The organism is Megamonas hypermegale, from assembly GCF_900187035.1.
Taxonomy (GTDB): domain Bacteria; phylum Bacillota; class Negativicutes; order Selenomonadales; family Selenomonadaceae; genus Megamonas; species Megamonas hypermegale.
This window is the reverse complement of sequence record NZ_LT906446.1, coordinates 2,176,440-2,193,525: the sequence shown is the minus strand read 5'-3', so window position 1 is coordinate 2,193,525 and position 17,086 is coordinate 2,176,440. Positions and strand designations below refer to the sequence as shown.

At 35.3% G+C, this 17,086-nt stretch carries 15 protein-coding genes and 1 other annotated feature; of the genes, 6 read left to right on the top strand and 9 right to left on the bottom strand.

Annotated features, from left to right (window positions below; translation table 11 throughout):
- Positions 1 to 139: 139 nt before the first annotated feature.
- Together CKV65_RS10565 and CKV65_RS10560 are read right to left on the bottom strand one after the other, a co-directional pair.
- Positions 140 to 1,804, bottom strand: a complete 1,665-nt coding sequence (locus CKV65_RS10565) for a 2-isopropylmalate synthase (protein ID WP_027889470.1) — start codon at positions 1,802 to 1,804, stop codon at positions 140 to 142.
- 53 nt (positions 1,805 to 1,857) lie between these two features.
- Positions 1,858 to 2,095, bottom strand: a binding site (T-box leader).
- Positions 2,096 to 2,169: 74 nt separating this feature from the next.
- Entirely contained in the window at positions 2,170 to 2,745 is a 576-nt protein-coding gene (locus tag CKV65_RS10560) for a hypothetical protein (protein ID WP_027889469.1), read from the bottom strand.
- A gap of 291 nt (positions 2,746 to 3,036) precedes the next feature.
- Here CKV65_RS10560 and leuC point away from each other — a divergent pair, with 291 nt between their 5' ends.
- From leuC to leuB, 3 genes are read left to right on the top strand one after another with little or no spacing between them, the layout of a single operon-like run.
- Complete coding sequence (leuC, locus tag CKV65_RS10555; protein ID WP_027889468.1) at positions 3,037 to 4,299, top strand: 3-isopropylmalate dehydratase large subunit; 1,263 nt, start codon at positions 3,037 to 3,039, stop codon at positions 4,297 to 4,299.
- 1 nt (position 4,300) lies between these two features.
- The gene (locus tag CKV65_RS10550; protein ID WP_027889467.1) at positions 4,301 to 4,795 is read left to right on the top strand and encodes a 3-isopropylmalate dehydratase small subunit; all 495 of its coding nucleotides are present in this window, start codon (positions 4,301 to 4,303) and stop codon (positions 4,793 to 4,795) included.
- 5 nt (positions 4,796 to 4,800) lie between these two features.
- Positions 4,801 to 5,871, top strand: coding sequence for a 3-isopropylmalate dehydrogenase (gene leuB / locus CKV65_RS10545; protein WP_027889466.1), 1,071 nt, complete (start codon positions 4,801 to 4,803; stop codon positions 5,869 to 5,871).
- Positions 5,872 to 6,056: 185 nt separating this feature from the next.
- Here the strand turns inward: leuB and CKV65_RS10540 are convergent, their stop codons facing one another.
- Entirely contained in the window at positions 6,057 to 6,899 is an 843-nt protein-coding gene (locus tag CKV65_RS10540; RefSeq protein WP_027889465.1) for an AraC family transcriptional regulator, read from the bottom strand.
- Between the two features lie 239 nt (positions 6,900 to 7,138).
- Here CKV65_RS10540 and CKV65_RS10535 point away from each other — a divergent pair, with 239 nt between their 5' ends.
- Genes CKV65_RS10535 through CKV65_RS10525 form a run of 3 tightly spaced genes read left to right on the top strand, consistent with a single transcriptional unit; the run spans position 7,139 to position 11,467 of the window.
- Positions 7,139 to 9,025 carry a sucrose-specific PTS transporter subunit IIBC gene (locus CKV65_RS10535; RefSeq protein ID WP_027889464.1) on the top strand — a complete coding sequence of 629 codons (1,887 nt, stop codon included), beginning with the start codon at positions 7,139 to 7,141 and terminating at the stop codon, positions 9,023 to 9,025.
- A 24-nt stretch (positions 9,026 to 9,049) separates the two neighbouring features.
- Complete coding sequence (locus tag CKV65_RS10530) at positions 9,050 to 10,039, top strand: LacI family DNA-binding transcriptional regulator (RefSeq protein ID WP_027889463.1); 990 nt, start codon at positions 9,050 to 9,052, stop codon at positions 10,037 to 10,039.
- A gap of 24 nt (positions 10,040 to 10,063) precedes the next feature.
- Positions 10,064 to 11,467, top strand: a complete 1,404-nt coding sequence (locus CKV65_RS10525) for a glycoside hydrolase family 32 protein (RefSeq protein WP_027889462.1) — start codon at positions 10,064 to 10,066, stop codon at positions 11,465 to 11,467.
- Positions 11,468 to 11,510: 43 nt separating this feature from the next.
- On the opposite strand, the gene CKV65_RS10520 is transcribed toward CKV65_RS10525, so the two are convergent.
- The 6 genes from CKV65_RS10520 to CKV65_RS10495 are packed head-to-tail and all read right to left on the bottom strand — an operon-like array spanning position 11,511 to position 17,085.
- Positions 11,511 to 12,299 carry a putative hydro-lyase gene (locus tag CKV65_RS10520; RefSeq protein ID WP_081654835.1) on the bottom strand — a complete coding sequence of 263 codons (789 nt, stop codon included), beginning with the start codon at positions 12,297 to 12,299 and terminating at the stop codon, positions 11,511 to 11,513.
- A gap of 25 nt (positions 12,300 to 12,324) precedes the next feature.
- Positions 12,325 to 13,683 carry an acetyl-CoA carboxylase biotin carboxylase subunit gene (gene accC / locus CKV65_RS10515; RefSeq protein WP_027889460.1) on the bottom strand — a complete coding sequence of 453 codons (1,359 nt, stop codon included), beginning with the start codon at positions 13,681 to 13,683 and terminating at the stop codon, positions 12,325 to 12,327.
- A 24-nt stretch (positions 13,684 to 13,707) separates the two neighbouring features.
- Complete coding sequence (gene accB / locus CKV65_RS10965) at positions 13,708 to 14,130, bottom strand: acetyl-CoA carboxylase biotin carboxyl carrier protein (protein WP_027889459.1); 423 nt, start codon at positions 14,128 to 14,130, stop codon at positions 13,708 to 13,710.
- Positions 14,131 to 14,145: 15 nt separating this feature from the next.
- Entirely contained in the window at positions 14,146 to 15,144 is a 999-nt protein-coding gene (locus CKV65_RS10505; protein WP_027889458.1) for a 5-oxoprolinase subunit C family protein, read from the bottom strand.
- Positions 15,134 to 15,871 carry a 5-oxoprolinase subunit PxpB gene (pxpB, locus tag CKV65_RS10500; RefSeq protein ID WP_027889457.1) on the bottom strand — a complete coding sequence of 246 codons (738 nt, stop codon included), beginning with the start codon at positions 15,869 to 15,871 and terminating at the stop codon, positions 15,134 to 15,136. The genes CKV65_RS10505 and pxpB overlap by 11 nt, the downstream gene beginning before the upstream one ends.
- A 17-nt stretch (positions 15,872 to 15,888) precedes the next feature.
- Entirely contained in the window at positions 15,889 to 17,085 is a 1,197-nt protein-coding gene (locus tag CKV65_RS10495; protein ID WP_027889456.1) for an NRAMP family divalent metal transporter, read from the bottom strand.
- Position 17,086 lies beyond the last annotated feature (1 nt).

The following is a 17,086-nucleotide window of genomic DNA, read 5'->3' as shown; positions in this document are numbered from 1 at the left end:
GATATTACTCTAGCTAAAATAATATAAACCCCATTAAACAAAAAAACATTTAGTGCAATATAATAAATTTGTAAAAACCTTCTATATTATATTGCACTAAATTTAAATTTCATAAATTGATATTTTCTCTAATAATATATTAATGTTCCATACGGTTGATAGCACTGATTAAAGCTTTTACAGAAGACGTGATAATATCTGTATCCATGCCTGCGCCCCAAGAGATTTCTCCATTTTCAGCAGTAATACCGATATAACTCATCGCACGTGATGTTGCACCGATATCCATAGCATGTTCACTATATGTCAAATTAGTATATTTAATGCCAAATTCTTTTTGTAAAGCATTGCTTACAGCATCTAAACGGCCATTTCCTTCGCCTTCAATAGTTTTTTCTTCGCCATGAACACTAATATGAATTTGACCTTTAATTGAACCATCTTGTTGTTTTGACAAAGAGAAATCAATTAATTTATATGGTTCTTCTACATTTACATATACATCATGGAAAATTTTATAAATTTCATCTGGCATAAGTTCTTTATGTTTATGGTCAGACACATCTTTTACACGATAGCTAAAATCTTCACGCATTTTTTTAGGAATATCCAAACCATAGCTTTGTTCCATTACATAAGCTACGCCACCTTTACCAGATTGGCTGTTAATACGAATAACATCAGCATCATAATGACGACCAACATCTTCTGGGTCAATTAAGAGATATGGTACAGTCCAATGTGGTTCTTTATGTTCTTCGCGCCATTTCATGCCTTTAGCGATAGCATCTTGATGTGAACCAGAAAATGCTGCAAATACGAGTTTTCCAGAATATGGCTGACGTTCATAAACGTGCATACGTGTTACGCGTTCATACATTTCAATGAGGTCTGTCATATGAGAAAAATCAAGTTTAGGGTCAACGCCAAGTGCAAACATATTCATAGCAATTGTTACGATATCAGCATTACCTGTGCGTTCACCATTACCAAATAATGTACCTTCAATACGGTCAGCACCAGCTAAAATACCCATTTCAGAATCAGCAACACCTGTGCCTCTATCATTATGTGGATGAAGTGATAATATAACGTTATCACGATATTTAAGATTTTGAGAAATATATGCTACTTGAGAAGCATATACATGTGGCATAGACATCTGTACTGTTGCTGGCAAATTGATGATTGCTTTTCTATCAGCTTGTGGTTTCCAAATATCAAGTACACCATTGCATACATCAAGTGCATATTCTGGTTCTGTACCAGTAAAGCTTTCTGGTGAATATTCAAAACGATATTTAGCTCCAGCTTGTTCTGTAAGCTCTTTCAACATAATTGCACCATCAATAGCGATTTTTTTAATATCTTCTTTTGATTTTTTAAATACTTGTTGACGCTGAGCTACAGAAGTAGAGTTATATACGTGTACAATTGCATTTTTTACACCATCTAAAGCTTCAAATGTTCTTTTAATGATGTGTTCACGAGCCTGAGTTAATACCTGAACTGTTACATCATCAGGGATTAAATCTTTTTCTACAAGAGTACGCAAAAATTCATATTCAGTTTCAGAAGCTGCTGGAAAACCAACTTCAATTTCTTTAAATCCTATAGCAACCAAATGTTTATAAAACTCTATTTTTTCATCAAGACTCATCGGAATGATAAGTGCCTGATTGCCATCACGAAGGTCTACACTGCACCAAATTGGTGCTTTATCTGGATATTCTTTTTTTGCCCAATTCATATCCACAACAGGTGGCATAAAATAACCTTTAGTGTATTTATTCACATTCATCATTGAAAGATTCCTCCATTTACTAAATTTATATAATAAAAAAAGCTTCCATCTCCACCAGAGACGAAAGCTATTACTTACGCGTTACCACTCTTATTCATGCAGCATTAAAATACTGCATGCACTCATTATCCTTTATAACGGTCAGGTTCCGGCTTTTCCTACTAACTATCAACCATAGCTTTCAGTCAGCTACTCCAAGGTGAGTTCAAAATTTCATTCCTACTGTTTTGCACCAATCAACAGCTCTCTACAAGTTCAAAAATTTTTACTAATCCTTTTCACGGTATTTTATATTTTAAGTCGCTGATTAATACCTTACCATATAGGATAATTTTTTGCAAGAGTTTAGTATACAAATTTACATTTTATTTTAAAGAATTGACATCTTTATAAAAATCTTTCACTGCTCGATTAAACATATCATATGCCTTTTTTTCATCTTCTCTATTATCTACTCTTTCAAAGATAGTATTATCTTCTTTATCTTTTAATACAAATTTAGCTGAAAAATACTGCGTATAATAATAATACCCTGGATTAGTCACTATTACAGGAATTGTCACAGATGACATTTTTCCATCTTTATCTTTATGACTAATCGTTTGATTTTGTGTAACTTTTTGTTCATTTGCCCAATGTTTATTCGTTCCCCAACTTAACATCTTTATGGACAATACTGCATCTGCCATATCTTTATTATTCACAAGTTTATATTTTTTCATATATTTTCTATTCTCATTTAAAGATTGTAGAATTTTTAAATTCTCTAAATCTGAAAATGATACACCATCATTTTTATCTATATCGTATTCAATATATATTTTCTGTATTTTATCTATATCATAATCTTCTGCTTTCCATTCAGCCTGTTCAGCACTAACCACCGTTACTGACAACAAAATACACATCATAATAACCATAGAACTCAAATATTTTTTCATTACACCATCTCCTTTATATTGGTTTCTTTTTTCTATAGAAAAATTTTATCATAAGTATTAGTATAAACCAATATTTATTTTTTAATAAAACTTCTATACTACTAAACTAAAATATTTTTCTTAAAATCATCGCCCACTAAAAATACATCTATAAAATACTATTTGTAATAAATTTTTACAAAAAGCCAATAAAAAACATTACTCTTGACAAATTTTTTTTATTTGTAATATTATATCTTTTAATGATATTGTTAATTTGTTAACTTAAAATAAAATTTGGAGGGATATTCCATGGGAATGACAATGACAGAAAAAATTCTGGCAAAACATGCTGGAGTTTCTCAGGTAACACCGGGACAGCTCATTACTTGTGACCTCGATATGGTTCTTGCTAATGATGTAACGGCTCCACCTGCAATTAAAGAATTTGAAAAAATCGGTAAACCTGTATTCGATAATACAAAAATTGCTCTCGTACCAGACCACTTTACACCTAACAAAGATATTAAATCAGCTGGTCTTTCTAAAATCGTGCGTGATTTTGCTCATAAAAACAATATTGTAAACTACTTTGAAGTAGGTCGTGTCGGCATTGAACACGTTATCTTACCAGAAAAAGGTATCGTAGCTCCTGGTATGCTCACAATTGGCGCTGACTCCCATACATGTACATATGGCGCTCTCGGCGGTTTCTCCACTGGCGTAGGTTCTACAGACCTCGGTGTTGCTCTCGCTACTGGTCAAGCTTGGTTTAAAGTTCCTGAAAGTATTAAAGTAAATATCACAGGCAAAAAACCAGCTAATATCTGCGGTAAAGATGTAATGCTCACATTAATCGGCATGATTGGCGTAGATGGCGCTTTATATAAATCTCTTGAATTTGCAGGCGATGGCATCAGTGAACTTTCTATGACTGACCGTTTAACTATCGCTAATATGGCTATTGAAGCTGGTGCTAAAAACGGCATATTCCCAGTTGATGAAAAAACTCTTGAATATATCAAAGACCGCGTAACTAAACCATATGAAGTCGTATCTGCTGACCCAGATGCTAAATATTGCCAAACAGTAGAAATCAATCTTTCTGAATTAAAACCTGTTGTAGCGTTCCCTCATCTTCCAGAAAATACACATACTGTTGAATCCATTAAAGAACCTATCACTATCGACCAAGTTGTAATCGGCTCTTGTACAAATGGCAGATTGGAAGACCTCGCAATCGCAGCTTCTATTCTCAAAGGACATAAAGTTCATCCACATGTTCGTTGCATCATTATTCCTGGTAGTCAACAAGTGTACTTAGATGCTATTCATGCTGGTTATATCGATACATTTATCGAAGCTGGCGCCGCTGTAAGCACACCTACTTGCGGTCCTTGCCTCGGTGCTCATATGGGTATCATGACTGCTGGCGAACGTTGCGTTTCCACTACAAACCGTAACTTCCGCGGTCGTATGGGACACGTTGACAGTGAAGTTTATTTAGCAGGCCCATTCGTTGCGGCAGCTAGTGCAATTTTAGGCAAAATAGCAACTCCTGAGGAGGTTAAATAAAATGGCAGAAAAATTAGAAGGAAAAGTTTGGCGCTATGGCGACAATATTGATACAGATGTAATTATTCCAGCTCGTTATTTAAATTCATTTGACCCAAAAGAACTCGCTTCTCATTGCATGGTGGACATTGATGAAACATTTGCCACTAATGTACAAGCAGGCGATATCATGGTCGGCGGCAAAAACTTCGGTTGTGGCTCTTCTCGTGAACATGCTCCAGTTGCAATCAAAGCTAGTGGCATCACTGTTGTAATCGCTGCAAGCTTTGCACGTATTTTCTACAGAAACAGCATTAACACAGGTCTTCCACTTTTAGAAATCGGCGATGATGTAGAAAAAATCCATGCTAATGATAAATTACGCGTTGATATTTCTACTGGTACTATTGAAAATTTAACCACTGGTGATACATTCCATGCCGTTCCACTTCCTGGATTTGTTCAAGAAATCGCTAAAGCTGGCGGACTTATAAACTATATTAAACAGAAAGGTTAATGTTCATGAGCAGAAAAATCGTTGTAATTCCTGGCGATGGCATTGGCAGTGAAATCACTGACAGCGCTGTAGCCGTTTTAAAAAAAGTATCTGAAAAATACAATTTAGATTTAGAATTCGAAACACATCCAGCAGGTGGTACAGCTTATGATTTATGCGGTACTCCACTTCCTGATGAAACTTTAAACGCAGCTAAAGCAGCTGATGCTGTATTATTCGGCGCAGTTGGCGGGCCAAAATGGGACAATGTAGACCCAGCACTTCGTCCAGAAAAAGCTGTTTTAGGACTTAGAAAAGGCCTTGGTCTTTATGCTAACCTTCGCCCTGTTAAAGTGGCTGATGCACTCGTTGAATATTCTCCACTTAAAGAAGATATCGTCAAAGGCACAGATATTTTAATCGTGCGCGAATTAATCGGTGGAATTTACTTTGGTGATAAATGTGAAAGTGAAATTCACAACGGTGCTGAACGCGCTTGGGACTTAGAAAACTATTCCGTACCAGAAGTTGAACGCATTGTAAAATTCGCTATGGAAGCTGCTAAAAAACGCAGAAACAAAGTAACTTCCGTTGATAAATCCAACGTTCTTGCAACTTCCAGACTTTGGAGAAGAACTACAGCTAAAGTTGCTGAAAATTATCCAGAAGTTGCACTTGATAATCTTTATGTAGATAACTGTGCTATGCAGCTTGCTATCAATCCATCTCAATTTGATGTAATTGTTACAGGCAATCTCTTTGGCGATATTTTAAGCGATGAAGCAGCTGTTTTAAGTGGTTCTATCGGCATGTTACCATCTGCAAGCATCGGTTTTTCTACTAGCCTTTATGAACCAATTCATGGTTCTGCACCAGATATTGCAGGCAAAGGCATTGCAAATCCAGTTGCTACAATTTTATCTGCTGCTATGTTACTTCGTTATTCTCTCAATGAAGATAAAGCTGCTGATGATATTGAACAAGCTGTAGATAAAGCTTTAGCTCAAGGATATCGCACATTAGATTTATATAAAGAAGGCTTCAAAAAAGCTGATACAAAAACTATGACTGAAGCTATTTTAAATAACATAGATTAAAATCTAATCCTTGAATATATAAAATCTATATTTAAATCGATTTTGTTTATATTTTGTATTGACAAACTTTTAAAAATCTAATATAATTTTTTTGCTAGGACTTATATACATTCTTTACTCACCCCTTAGTATAATACTAAGGGCTTTTCTTTTAATAAAAAAAGCCGGACATCTGTCCGGTTTTTTTATATACTCAAATCTGGTCGAGGATATTTGCGATAATTAAGTGGTGTATCATTATAAGCCTTCTTAAACTGATGACAAAAAGATGACACATCATTAAAACCACAAAGTTCAGCAATCTCCATAATTGAAAGCTGAGTACATTCTAATTTATTTACAGCCACTCTTAAACGAAAATTTAGCAAATACTTTTGCGGTGAAATACCACATTCCTTTTTAAACAAGCGATATAAATACGTTCTATCTATATTTAGATAATTTGATATATCGGCTATAGTGATATTCTTATTATAATTTTCAAAAATATAATCTATAGCTTTTTCTACGTAGATAGATTTTACATTTTCTTTTTTTAATTCTTTTTTCATATGAGCAAAAAAATTGTACAGTAAACTCAACATTGTATATTTATTATGTTTGTTACGTCTGCAAGAAAACACAAATTTGAGTAAAGCATTTCTAACTTTTCCATCACTTTTATCAAAAAATAATAAATTGTTCTCGGAAAAACCACAATCTCGTAAAATATCTGGCACATCATAGCCGTCTATACAAATCCAGCAATATTCCCAAGGCTCGTCTTTATCCGCTGTATATGTAGTAATAACGCCTGGTCTTATCAAAAATATCGTATTTTCCCCAATTTCATAACAAGTATTTTGAGCATCATTAATCCATAATTTGCCCTTTCCTTTTGTCACATAATGCAATAAATAATGCTGTCTTATAGCTGGCCCAAAACTATGTAACGATTTACAAATTTCCCAACCACCATAATATAAAGTGAGCGCTCTACTCAATGTTGTTGTATTATTAAAAAAGTCATACGTACCTCGAAATTCCATAAACTATGCCTCGAATTCTCATATTTTTTTCCTCTAGTCAAAATAAAAACAAAAAATAAAAAAAAATAAAAAAATTTGCTAAATAATTCATTAATAATATTTTCTTATATAATAAACTATTTCCATTATATATGCAACATCTAACCAAAAAATGTATATATATACTTGACTTATGTATATGGAATTGATACCATATATATGGAAACAGTTCCATATATTACATAAAAGGAGTAGTTCGTATGCAAAATTTAAAATTAACTAGCCCTATACAAGGCAAATTAATTCCCTTAAATGAAGTCAAAGACCCTGCCTTTGCTAGTGGAGCTATGGGCGCGGGCGTCGGTATTATTCCAAGCGAAGGAAAGGTATTTGCTCCATTTGATGCTAAAGTAGAAGTTTTATTTGAAACAAAACATGCAATTGGCTTAACTGGAGTAAATGGAGAAGCTATTTTAATCCATATTGGCATTGATACAGTAAATTTAAACGGTGCTCCTTTTAACAATCTTGTAAATCAAGGAGATACTGTAAAAAAAGGTGATTTGCTCTTAACATTTGATATCGAAGCAATAAAAAAAGCAGGCTACGATGTAACTACACCTTTTTTAATCACAAATGCTTACGATTACAATGAAATCATAATCGAAAATGATGCACAAAGCTTAATCGCACAAGCAGATAAACAAACTAAAATAGCAGAAGAAAAATCTGATGAAACTTCCGCGCCAGATACTGCAAATAATGAAGAAGCAAATGATAAATACGCTAATTTATCTAAAGAAGAATGCGTTGCAGCTGAAATTTTAGACAATATCGGCGGTAAAGATAATATTCGCTCTGTAGAACACTGTGCTACACGTTTGCGCTTAATCTTAAACGACAAAACAAAAATCAATGAAAAAGCCATTGAAAATATCGACGGCGTAAAAGGACAATTTTTCGCAGCAGCTCAATATCAGATAATTTTAGGCACTGGTTTTGTCAATAAAGTTTATGATGTTGTGATAAAGCAAACAGGAAATTTTAATAGTAACAATAAAGCTGAAGCGTATGCTCAAATGTCCATGTCCCAAAAAATTTCCCGTACATTAGGCGATATCTTCGTTCCTATCATTCCTGTATTAGTTGCCACCGGTCTTTTCATGGGTATTCGCGGTACTTTAATGAGCCTTGGTTTTGAATTCAGCGATAATTTCTTAATGATATCTCAGATTTTAACCGATACGGCATTCGCATTTTTGCCAGCACTTGTTACATGGTCAGCCATGAAAAAATTTGGCGGAACACCAGTAATAGGCATTGTCCTCGGTTTGATGCTCGTAGCACCACAATTGCCAAATGCTTATGCTATCGCCGCTGGAACAGTTGACCCTTTGTATTTTAATATCTTAGGCATAAACATTCCTGTAGTTGGCTATCAAGGTTCTGTTTTACCTGCTTTGATTTTGGGTATTGTTGCTTCCAAATTACAAGCGTATTTGAAGAAAATCATACCTGATGTAATTGATTTAATCGTCACACCATTTTTGACTTTATTCATCTGCATGATTTTAGGACTTTTAATCATTGGACCAATCATGCACACAATTGAATTATTTATATTTGATGCTGTAAAAACCTTCCTTGAAATGCCATTCGGTATCGGTGGCTTTGTTGTCGGCGGTCTACATCAAGTAATCGTCGTAAGTGGTATCCACCATGTATTCAACGCTTTAGAAATCGAATTATTATCCTCTACAGGAAAAGATATGTTCAATGCTATCATCACTGGCGCTATCGTTGCCCAAGGAGGTGCTGCTCTCGCTGTTGCTTTTCGCACTAAAAATAAGAAAAAACGTACTATGTATATATCTTCCATCATTCCTGCATTTTTAGGTATAACTGAACCTGTAATCTTCGGTATCAATCTGCGTTTTATGAAGCCATTTATCTGTGGTTTAGTAGGCGGTGCTTGCGCTGGTGCTACAGCTAGTTTATTAAAACTTGCTGGAACTGGTATGGGCATCACTGTTATCCCTGGTACATTGTTATACATGGATAGATTGCCTGCATATCTTCTCGTTAATTTCATCGGTCTAGTTGTTGCTTTTATCTTAACTGTGGTATGCTTTAAACCAGAAGAATAATAAAAGCAAAGGAATGACTTTATCATGAATAAAAAAATTACCATACAAGAAATAGCTACTATGGCAGGGGTGGCAAAAAGCACAGTATCCCGCTATTTAAATAATGGATATGTGAGTAAAGAAAAAGCTGCTCTTATTGATAAAGTTATAACGCAAACAGGTTATAAATCAAATTTTTTTGCTAGACGTTTAAAGACAAAAAACAGTAAATTAATCGGCATTGTAATGCCTCGTCTTGACTCATTTTCTGCCAGTAAATTGCTCGCTGGCTTCAATTCAATTTTACAAAAAGAAGATTATCAAGTTCTCATATTAGTAAGTGATTTACAGATTGATAAAGAAATAGCTAATATTCGCCAATTAATTCAGCAAGGTGTAGATGGGATTATCGTGCAATCTATAGCTATAACAAAAGAACATCTATCCATTGTCAAAAATGCTCCCATTCCCATTTTATTCACTGGTCAAAGCCATCCTGATACAACGTATTTAAAAGTAAACGATATAAAAGCTGGTCATATTATGGGCGAATATATTGCTAGCCTAAATCACAAAAATGTCGCATATCTCGGCGTATCACCTTTGGATATAGCTGTAGGTGTTGACCGTTATAAAGGATTTGCAGATACTTTTCTATCTATAATTCCAGATGGAAAAATTCATTTCATTGAAACGGATTTCAACTTTGATACTGCATATAAAAAAGGAAATGAAGTTCTTTTTTATAAACCTACTGCTGTAATTTGTGCTACTGATAATATCGCTTTAGGTCTTTTGCGCTATTTACACGAAAAAAATATCAAAGTCCCTCAAGATATTTCACTGACAGGTTTTGGCGGATATCCTTATAGCAAAGTCTCTTATCCATCATTGACAACGATATCTTTTGATTATAAATATCTCGGTGCTAAAACGGCTGAAAAATTATTATCCATGTTACATGGAAACGCTGTACAATCTGAATTCGATAATAATATGGTTCTTTTAACTCAAGAAAGCACACGGAAAATCTAAAAATTTATAGAAAGGAGTTTCTCTATGGACAATAAAACATTGAAGGACAATTGGCATATATACATGGAAAAACCTAGCCTCTGGCACAATAAATTCCATTTAGAAATGCCCTTTGGCCTCGTAAATGACCCAAACGGTCTTTGCGTATATAATGGCAAATATCAAATTTTTTATCAATGGAATCCTACAGGCTGCCAACATATCAATAAACATTGGGGCTATACAACCACAACTGATTTTATCAACTATTCCATTCCTCAATTAGCTTTAGCACCTATAGATGATTTTGATAAAAATGGTTGTTATTCCGGTTCTGCGCGCGTAAATAACAATCGATTAGAACTTGTTTATACTGCTAATCTAAAAGATGCAAATAACATTCGTTATCCTCGTCAAGTTTTAGCTATAAAAAATGATGATGGCAGTTTTTCTAAAAAAGAAATTCTCGTAGATGATGTGCCAAGTGGATATACTACACATTTTAGAGATCCTTATCTTTTTAAACACAGCAATCGCTCATTTTTTATAATCGGTGCTCAACGCGAAAATTTAACTGGCTGTGCCCTAATCTATGAAGAAGTAAATAATGCTTGGCAGTTGCGTGGCGAATTGAAAACAGATTATAAAGACTTTGGCTATATGTGGGAATGCCCTAATTTTATAAATATCGACGGTCATGATATCTTAATCTTTTGCCCGCAGGGAATTAAAGCCCAAGGACATAAATATAACAATATTTATCAAGCAGGCTATTTAATCGGCAAATTCAATCCAGATACACTTGAATTTACTCATGGTGAATTTCAAGAACTTGACCACGGTTTTGATTTTTATGCACCCCAAGTTCTTGTCAATAAAAACCGCAATATTTTAATTGGTTGGATTGGCATGCCTGAAAAAGAAAGTGAATACCCTACAACTAATGAAGGGTGGATTTATTCTTTAACCATACCACGTGAATTGCATATAAAAAATAATATAATTTATCAAACTCCTGTACAGGAATTAAATGCACTCAATAAAAATAATGAAACATATTTAAATTGCCAAGATTTAATTTTAAATACTCCTTGTAAAATCACTCTTGATATTGATATGACCGATAAAAATTATTGGCAGGGGGATTTTGAAATTGGTGGCGATATTTTAAAATTATCTTTTGATAAAAATACACAAGAATTTTGTGTAAATCGCGATGATTTATCTTTAGGTGGAAAGGGAAAAAGATATTTTACTGTTTCAGTTAAAGAAAAACTTCATTTAGATATTTACATTGATACTAGCGTCATGGAAATATATTACCAAGATGGCGAAGCTGTAGCAACTAGCTGTTATTACGCTAAAGAAAAATTATCTGCAATACCATTTAAAACAAATATACCTACTTCAATTACTGTTTCTCAATTAAACTCTATTGAATTTAATTAATAGAAAAAGCGTATCTAAATAAATTAGATACGCTTTTTTTATTTTACATTATTGAAAGTTCGGCATTTAATACATCTGTTATGAACATATAACCAGGTGCATGCGTTATCATAAATTCTGGTTTCACTGCCATTGCCACCGCTTGTGGCGTTACACCGCATGCCCAAAATACTGGAATTTCACCCGGTTTTATTTCTGAGCGTTCACCAAAATTAGGTTTATCTATATCTTTTATGCCGATTGCTTCAGGGTCACCAATATGAATTGGCGCACCGTGTACAAATGGCATGCGCGTCGTAATCTGTACTGCACGAATTGCATCAGCTGGTTTCATCGGGCGCATGGAAACAACCATCGGCCCATGAAATACACCTGCTGGTATACATTCAATATTTGTCTTATACATAGGCACATTATGCTGGTCTGTAATATGGCGAACTTCTAAACCAGCTTCTAACATCGGCCCTTCAAAAGAAAAACTACAGCCTAATAAAAAAGCAACTAAATCATCACGCCAATATTTTTCTACATCAGTCACTTCATCAGTGAGTTCACCATGGCGATATATGCGATAGCGTGGTATATCGTGGCGCAAGTCAGCCGTTGGCGCTACAAGTTTTGGCACTGGTGAACCTACTTCTGTTACATCGAGCACAGGACAAGGCTTTTTATTGCGCTGTGTAAATAATAAGAAATCAAACGCCAAATCTTTTGGCAATACAGCCATATTAGCTTGGGCATATCCATTGCACATACCACTTGTCTGTGCATCAATTTCACCCTTGCGTATCAACTGTCTAACTTCACTAGGTGTTGCTGTTGCTAAATTCATAATCTCACCATCTTTTTATAAAACATCAATATTTATTTAAAATTTCTTCTAAGTGTTCTTCCAAATAATTTGTATCAATTTTGGCTTCTTTAAAAGCTTCTGTCATTAAAATTTTACGTTGTAAATTAATTGTAGTGTTCACCCCTTCAATACGGAAGGAAGCTAAAGCCCTTTCCATCTTTTCAATAGCTTCTTGCCTTGTCGGTGCCCAAACAATTAATTTAGCAATCATTGAATCATAAAATGGCGTTATTAAATATCCTTTATACATGGCACTATCAACGCGGATGCCCTTGCCAAATGGAGGATTATAGCGCGTTATTTTTCCAGGACATGGCATGAAATTATGCAATGGGTCTTCTGCATTTACACGACATTCAATCGCCCAACCATTTATATGAATATCATCTTGTGTCCATGGCAATTTTTCTCCTGCTGCCACGATAATCTGAGTTTTAATCAAGTCTGTACCTGTTACCATTTCCGTTACAGGATGTTCAACCTGAATGCGCGTATTCATTTCCATAAAATAAAAATTCTTATGTTCATCTACAATAAATTCCACCGTACCAGCACCGCTATAATTAACAGCTCTAGCAGCATTGACAGCTGCTTTACCCATTTTATTTCTAATTTCTGGCGTTATGATAGGAGAAGGCGCTTCTTCAATGACTTTTTGATGACGGCGTTGCGTTGAACAATCGCGTTCACCGAGATAAACTACATTTCCATAATTATCAGCCATTATCTGAATTTCTACATGGCGAGAATGTGTCAAATATTTTTCCAGATAAACGCCTGCGTTACCAAAAGAACGTTCTGCTTCTTGAGCAGCTTGTCGCAAAGCTTTTACAAGCTCTGTGCTATCTTCTACCACGCGCATGCCTTTACCGCCACCGCCAGCAGTCGCTTTTATGAGCACAGGATAGCCAATTTTTTCTGCTGTTTCCTGCGCTTCTTTTTCATCATGAATTAAATCTTCTGTTCCTGGTACGACAGGCACGCCTACTTTTTGCATGGTTTTTCTAGCTACAGCTTTATCGCCCATTTGGCGAATAGCTTCACCACTTGCTCCAATATACGTGATATTATAATTTTCACAGGCATCAGCAAAATCCGCATTTTCTGCTAAAAAACCATAGCCTGGATGAATGGCATCTGCCTTGGCAGCTTTAGCCGTTTCTATAATTCTCGATATATCTAAATAACTTTTTTTAGCCTGTGAAGGACCGATACAATACGCTTCATCAGCAAGGCGCACATGTAAAGAGTCCTTGTCTGCTTCCGAATATACAGCTACTGCACTAATTCCCAGTTCATGGCAAGCACGAATGATGCGTACTGCAATTTCACCGCGATTAGCAATTAAAACTTTCTTAAACATAAGCAAAACCTTTCTCTAATACCGTCATACAGTTTTTACTTTAAATAAAGGCTGTCCAAATTCAACAAATTCACCATCTTTAACGAGAATTTCTGTGATTTCGCCTTCAACTTCCGCTTCAATTTCTGAAAACAATTTCATCGCTTCCAAAATACAAACCACTGTATTCGGTGTTACTTTAGAACCGACTTTGACAAAAGGTTCAGCTTTAGGGTCTGGCGCACCATAGAAAGTTCCTACCATAGGTGCTGTAATTTCCACAATCTGTTCGCCCGTTTTTGCAGGCATTGCCATAGGTGCAACTGTCGTATTTACCACTGGTTCATTTATTGCAGTAACTGTTTTTTCTAATAAAACTTTACCGTCTTCATATTTAAGTTCTAATTTATTTAAAGAAGAGTCTTCTAATACTTTTACTAATTCTTTTATTTCCTCTAAAGATAACAAATCAAAAACCCCCTGTTAGAGTTTGCCAGCTACAGCAATTTTTATATTTTCAATACATTTTTCCATAGCAATAAATAATCGCTCGCCTTCTTCATTGCTAATCAATTTAAAATTAATTCTATCGCCCGGTTTTAATTGAGCGATACGCGCTACATCTACAAGCGCAATCTGTCCAATAACTGGATAACCAGCCGTGGTCTGATGGTCTGCCATTAAAATAATCGGCAAACCATTCGGTGGCACTTGAATTGTCCCTGAGCAAGCTACTTCAGAAATCATTTCTAAATGACCATTTGTTTCCAGTTTAGCACCTTCTAAGCGATAACCCATTCGGTCTGATTGCGTTGTAATCAAATAATCCGTTGCAAAAAAATCATATTTGGCTTTTTCTAAAAAACTATCGTATTGCAATCCGGCCATCACTCTAATCGGTTTGCGCAAATTTTTCTCAGAAGTATGAACTTTGCTTATGCACCATTTAGCATGAGCAAATGAATGAGCACCGCGCGATAATAAATTTATCATCATCTGTTGTCCGTATTCACTCGGTTCATTCGTATTTAGTAAATCGCCTTTTTTCAAAACACGACCATTAAAACCACCTATATTAGCTCTTAAATAAGTGCTTTTACTGCCCATAACTTTTGGCACATCATAACCACCAGCTACAGCAAGATATGCTCGACAACCGACTTTGCACGAACTGAATTTTAAAATAGCACCCGCTTTTACTGCAACAGGTCTAAGTGTTGGCACTTTTTGCCCATCAATTATCGGTGAAAAATCTCCTCCAGTAATTGCAATCAAAGTATCTGAAGTAAATTCTATCGTCGGCCCTGTAAGTGTTATCTCAAGTGCTGCCTCATTTTCATCATTGCCCACTAAAATATTAGCCAAGCGCAGAGAATATACATCCATAGCACCAGAAGTTATTACACCTACTTTTTGATAGCCATATCTGCCAGTATCTTGCAATGTAGTCAACAATCCTGGACGGATAATTTTAAGACTCATCTGCCTGTTCCCCCTTTAGTGCTAAATACTCTTGTTCAGATATCGCATAAAATTTTACTAAATCACCTGAATGTAGCAGCGAAGGATTTTGTTCATCTTTCGGATTGAACATTTCAATCGGTGTACGTCCAATTATCTGCCAACCACCAGGGGTACTTATTGGATAACCACCCGTCTGTTCACCTGCAATGCCAATGCTACGAGCTGGTATTTTTACGCGTGGAACTTCGCGGCGCGGTGTGGCAATACGCTTATCCATACCGCCTAAATACGGAAAACCAGGACAAAAACCAATCATATACACTAAGTATTGCGGTGCTGTATGAAGTTTTATAACTTCTTCTACAGATAAATTATTATGCTTTGCCACAAATTCTATATCAGGCCCGTATTCTCCGCCATAACATATTGGAATTTCAACCACTTTAGCGTTGTTTTCATCTACTTTTTGCATTTTCTGCACACAATCTTTTATATATGTCGCTACAATTTGAAAAGCCGATTGACCTTTATACATGATAAAAGATTTTTTCACGATAAATGGATTGTAATATATTGCCAAACTCGTATATGATATAACGTATTCTACCATGCCTATAAATGGATGTTGCTCCAAATAATCCGACAAAGCTTTTATTTTATAATGAATATCGGGGCTGATTTCATTACCAAATTTTACAATAATACCAGCCTCGCCTAATGGTTTTATTTCAAAATCATTATTCAAATCAAATCGCCTCCATATCACATGAATAATTTAGGCAATTGATTTATAACGGTTAAAATGCCCATATAAGCTGTCATTAAAACGACGATAACACCAAAAATACTCATCCATAATGGATGTTTATAATCTCCTACGATAGATTTTTTATGTGCTGCAATAATCATAACTAATAAAGTGATAGGCAAAATCAAACCGTTTAAAGTACCTACTACAATTAAAGTCTTTACTGGCTGACCTACAATTGCAAAAACTACAGTAGAAAATACGATGAAAGCAATTACAAACCAACGATAATTATTTTCTATTTTAGGGCTGAAACTGCGAATAAATGATACAGAAGTATATGCTGCACCGATTACAGAAGAAATAGCTGCTGCCCACATTACAACGCCAAAGATTTTATAACCAACATTACCTACTGCAAGATTGAATACAGATGCTGGTGGATTAGCTGAATCAAGTTGCAGACCTTGTGAGATGACGCCTAATGCTGCTAAGAATAAAACAACGCGCATGATACCAGTTACACATACACCTGTTACAGAGCTTCGTGTAATCTGTGGCAATGCTTTTTGACCAACAATTCCTGCATCTATTAAGCGATGGCCACCAGAAAAAGTGATATAACCGCCAACTGTACCGCCTACAAGTGTGACAATAGCCATAGGGTCAATGATATCTGGCATAAAAGTCTTTGTAATAGCTTCGCCAACTGGTGGAGCAGAAGAAATTGCTACATATAAGGTCAATATTATCATTACGAAACCAGCAATTTGCGTAAATCTGTCCATCAAGCGTCCTGCTTCTTTAAATAAAAATATGGATATAGCAATAATTGCACTTATGACAGCACCTGTTACCGTATCAATGCCAAACATTACATTAAAGCCCATGCCAGCGCCTGCGATATTGCCAATATTAAATCCAAGACCGCCCATTACGATTAAAAGAGCTACAAAATATCCTAGCCCTGGCATTACCATATTAGCTACATCTTGACCGCGTTTGCCAGAAATACCAATTACACGCCATACATTGAGCTGTGCACCAATATCTAAAATAATAGAGATTAAAATAACAAAACCAAAACTAGCTAATAATGTCTGTGTGAATACTGTTGTCTGTGTTAAAAATCCAGGGCCAATAGATGATGTTGCCATCAAAAAAGCAGCACCTAGTAAAACACTCCAATTAAAACCACCTTTATTACCCATA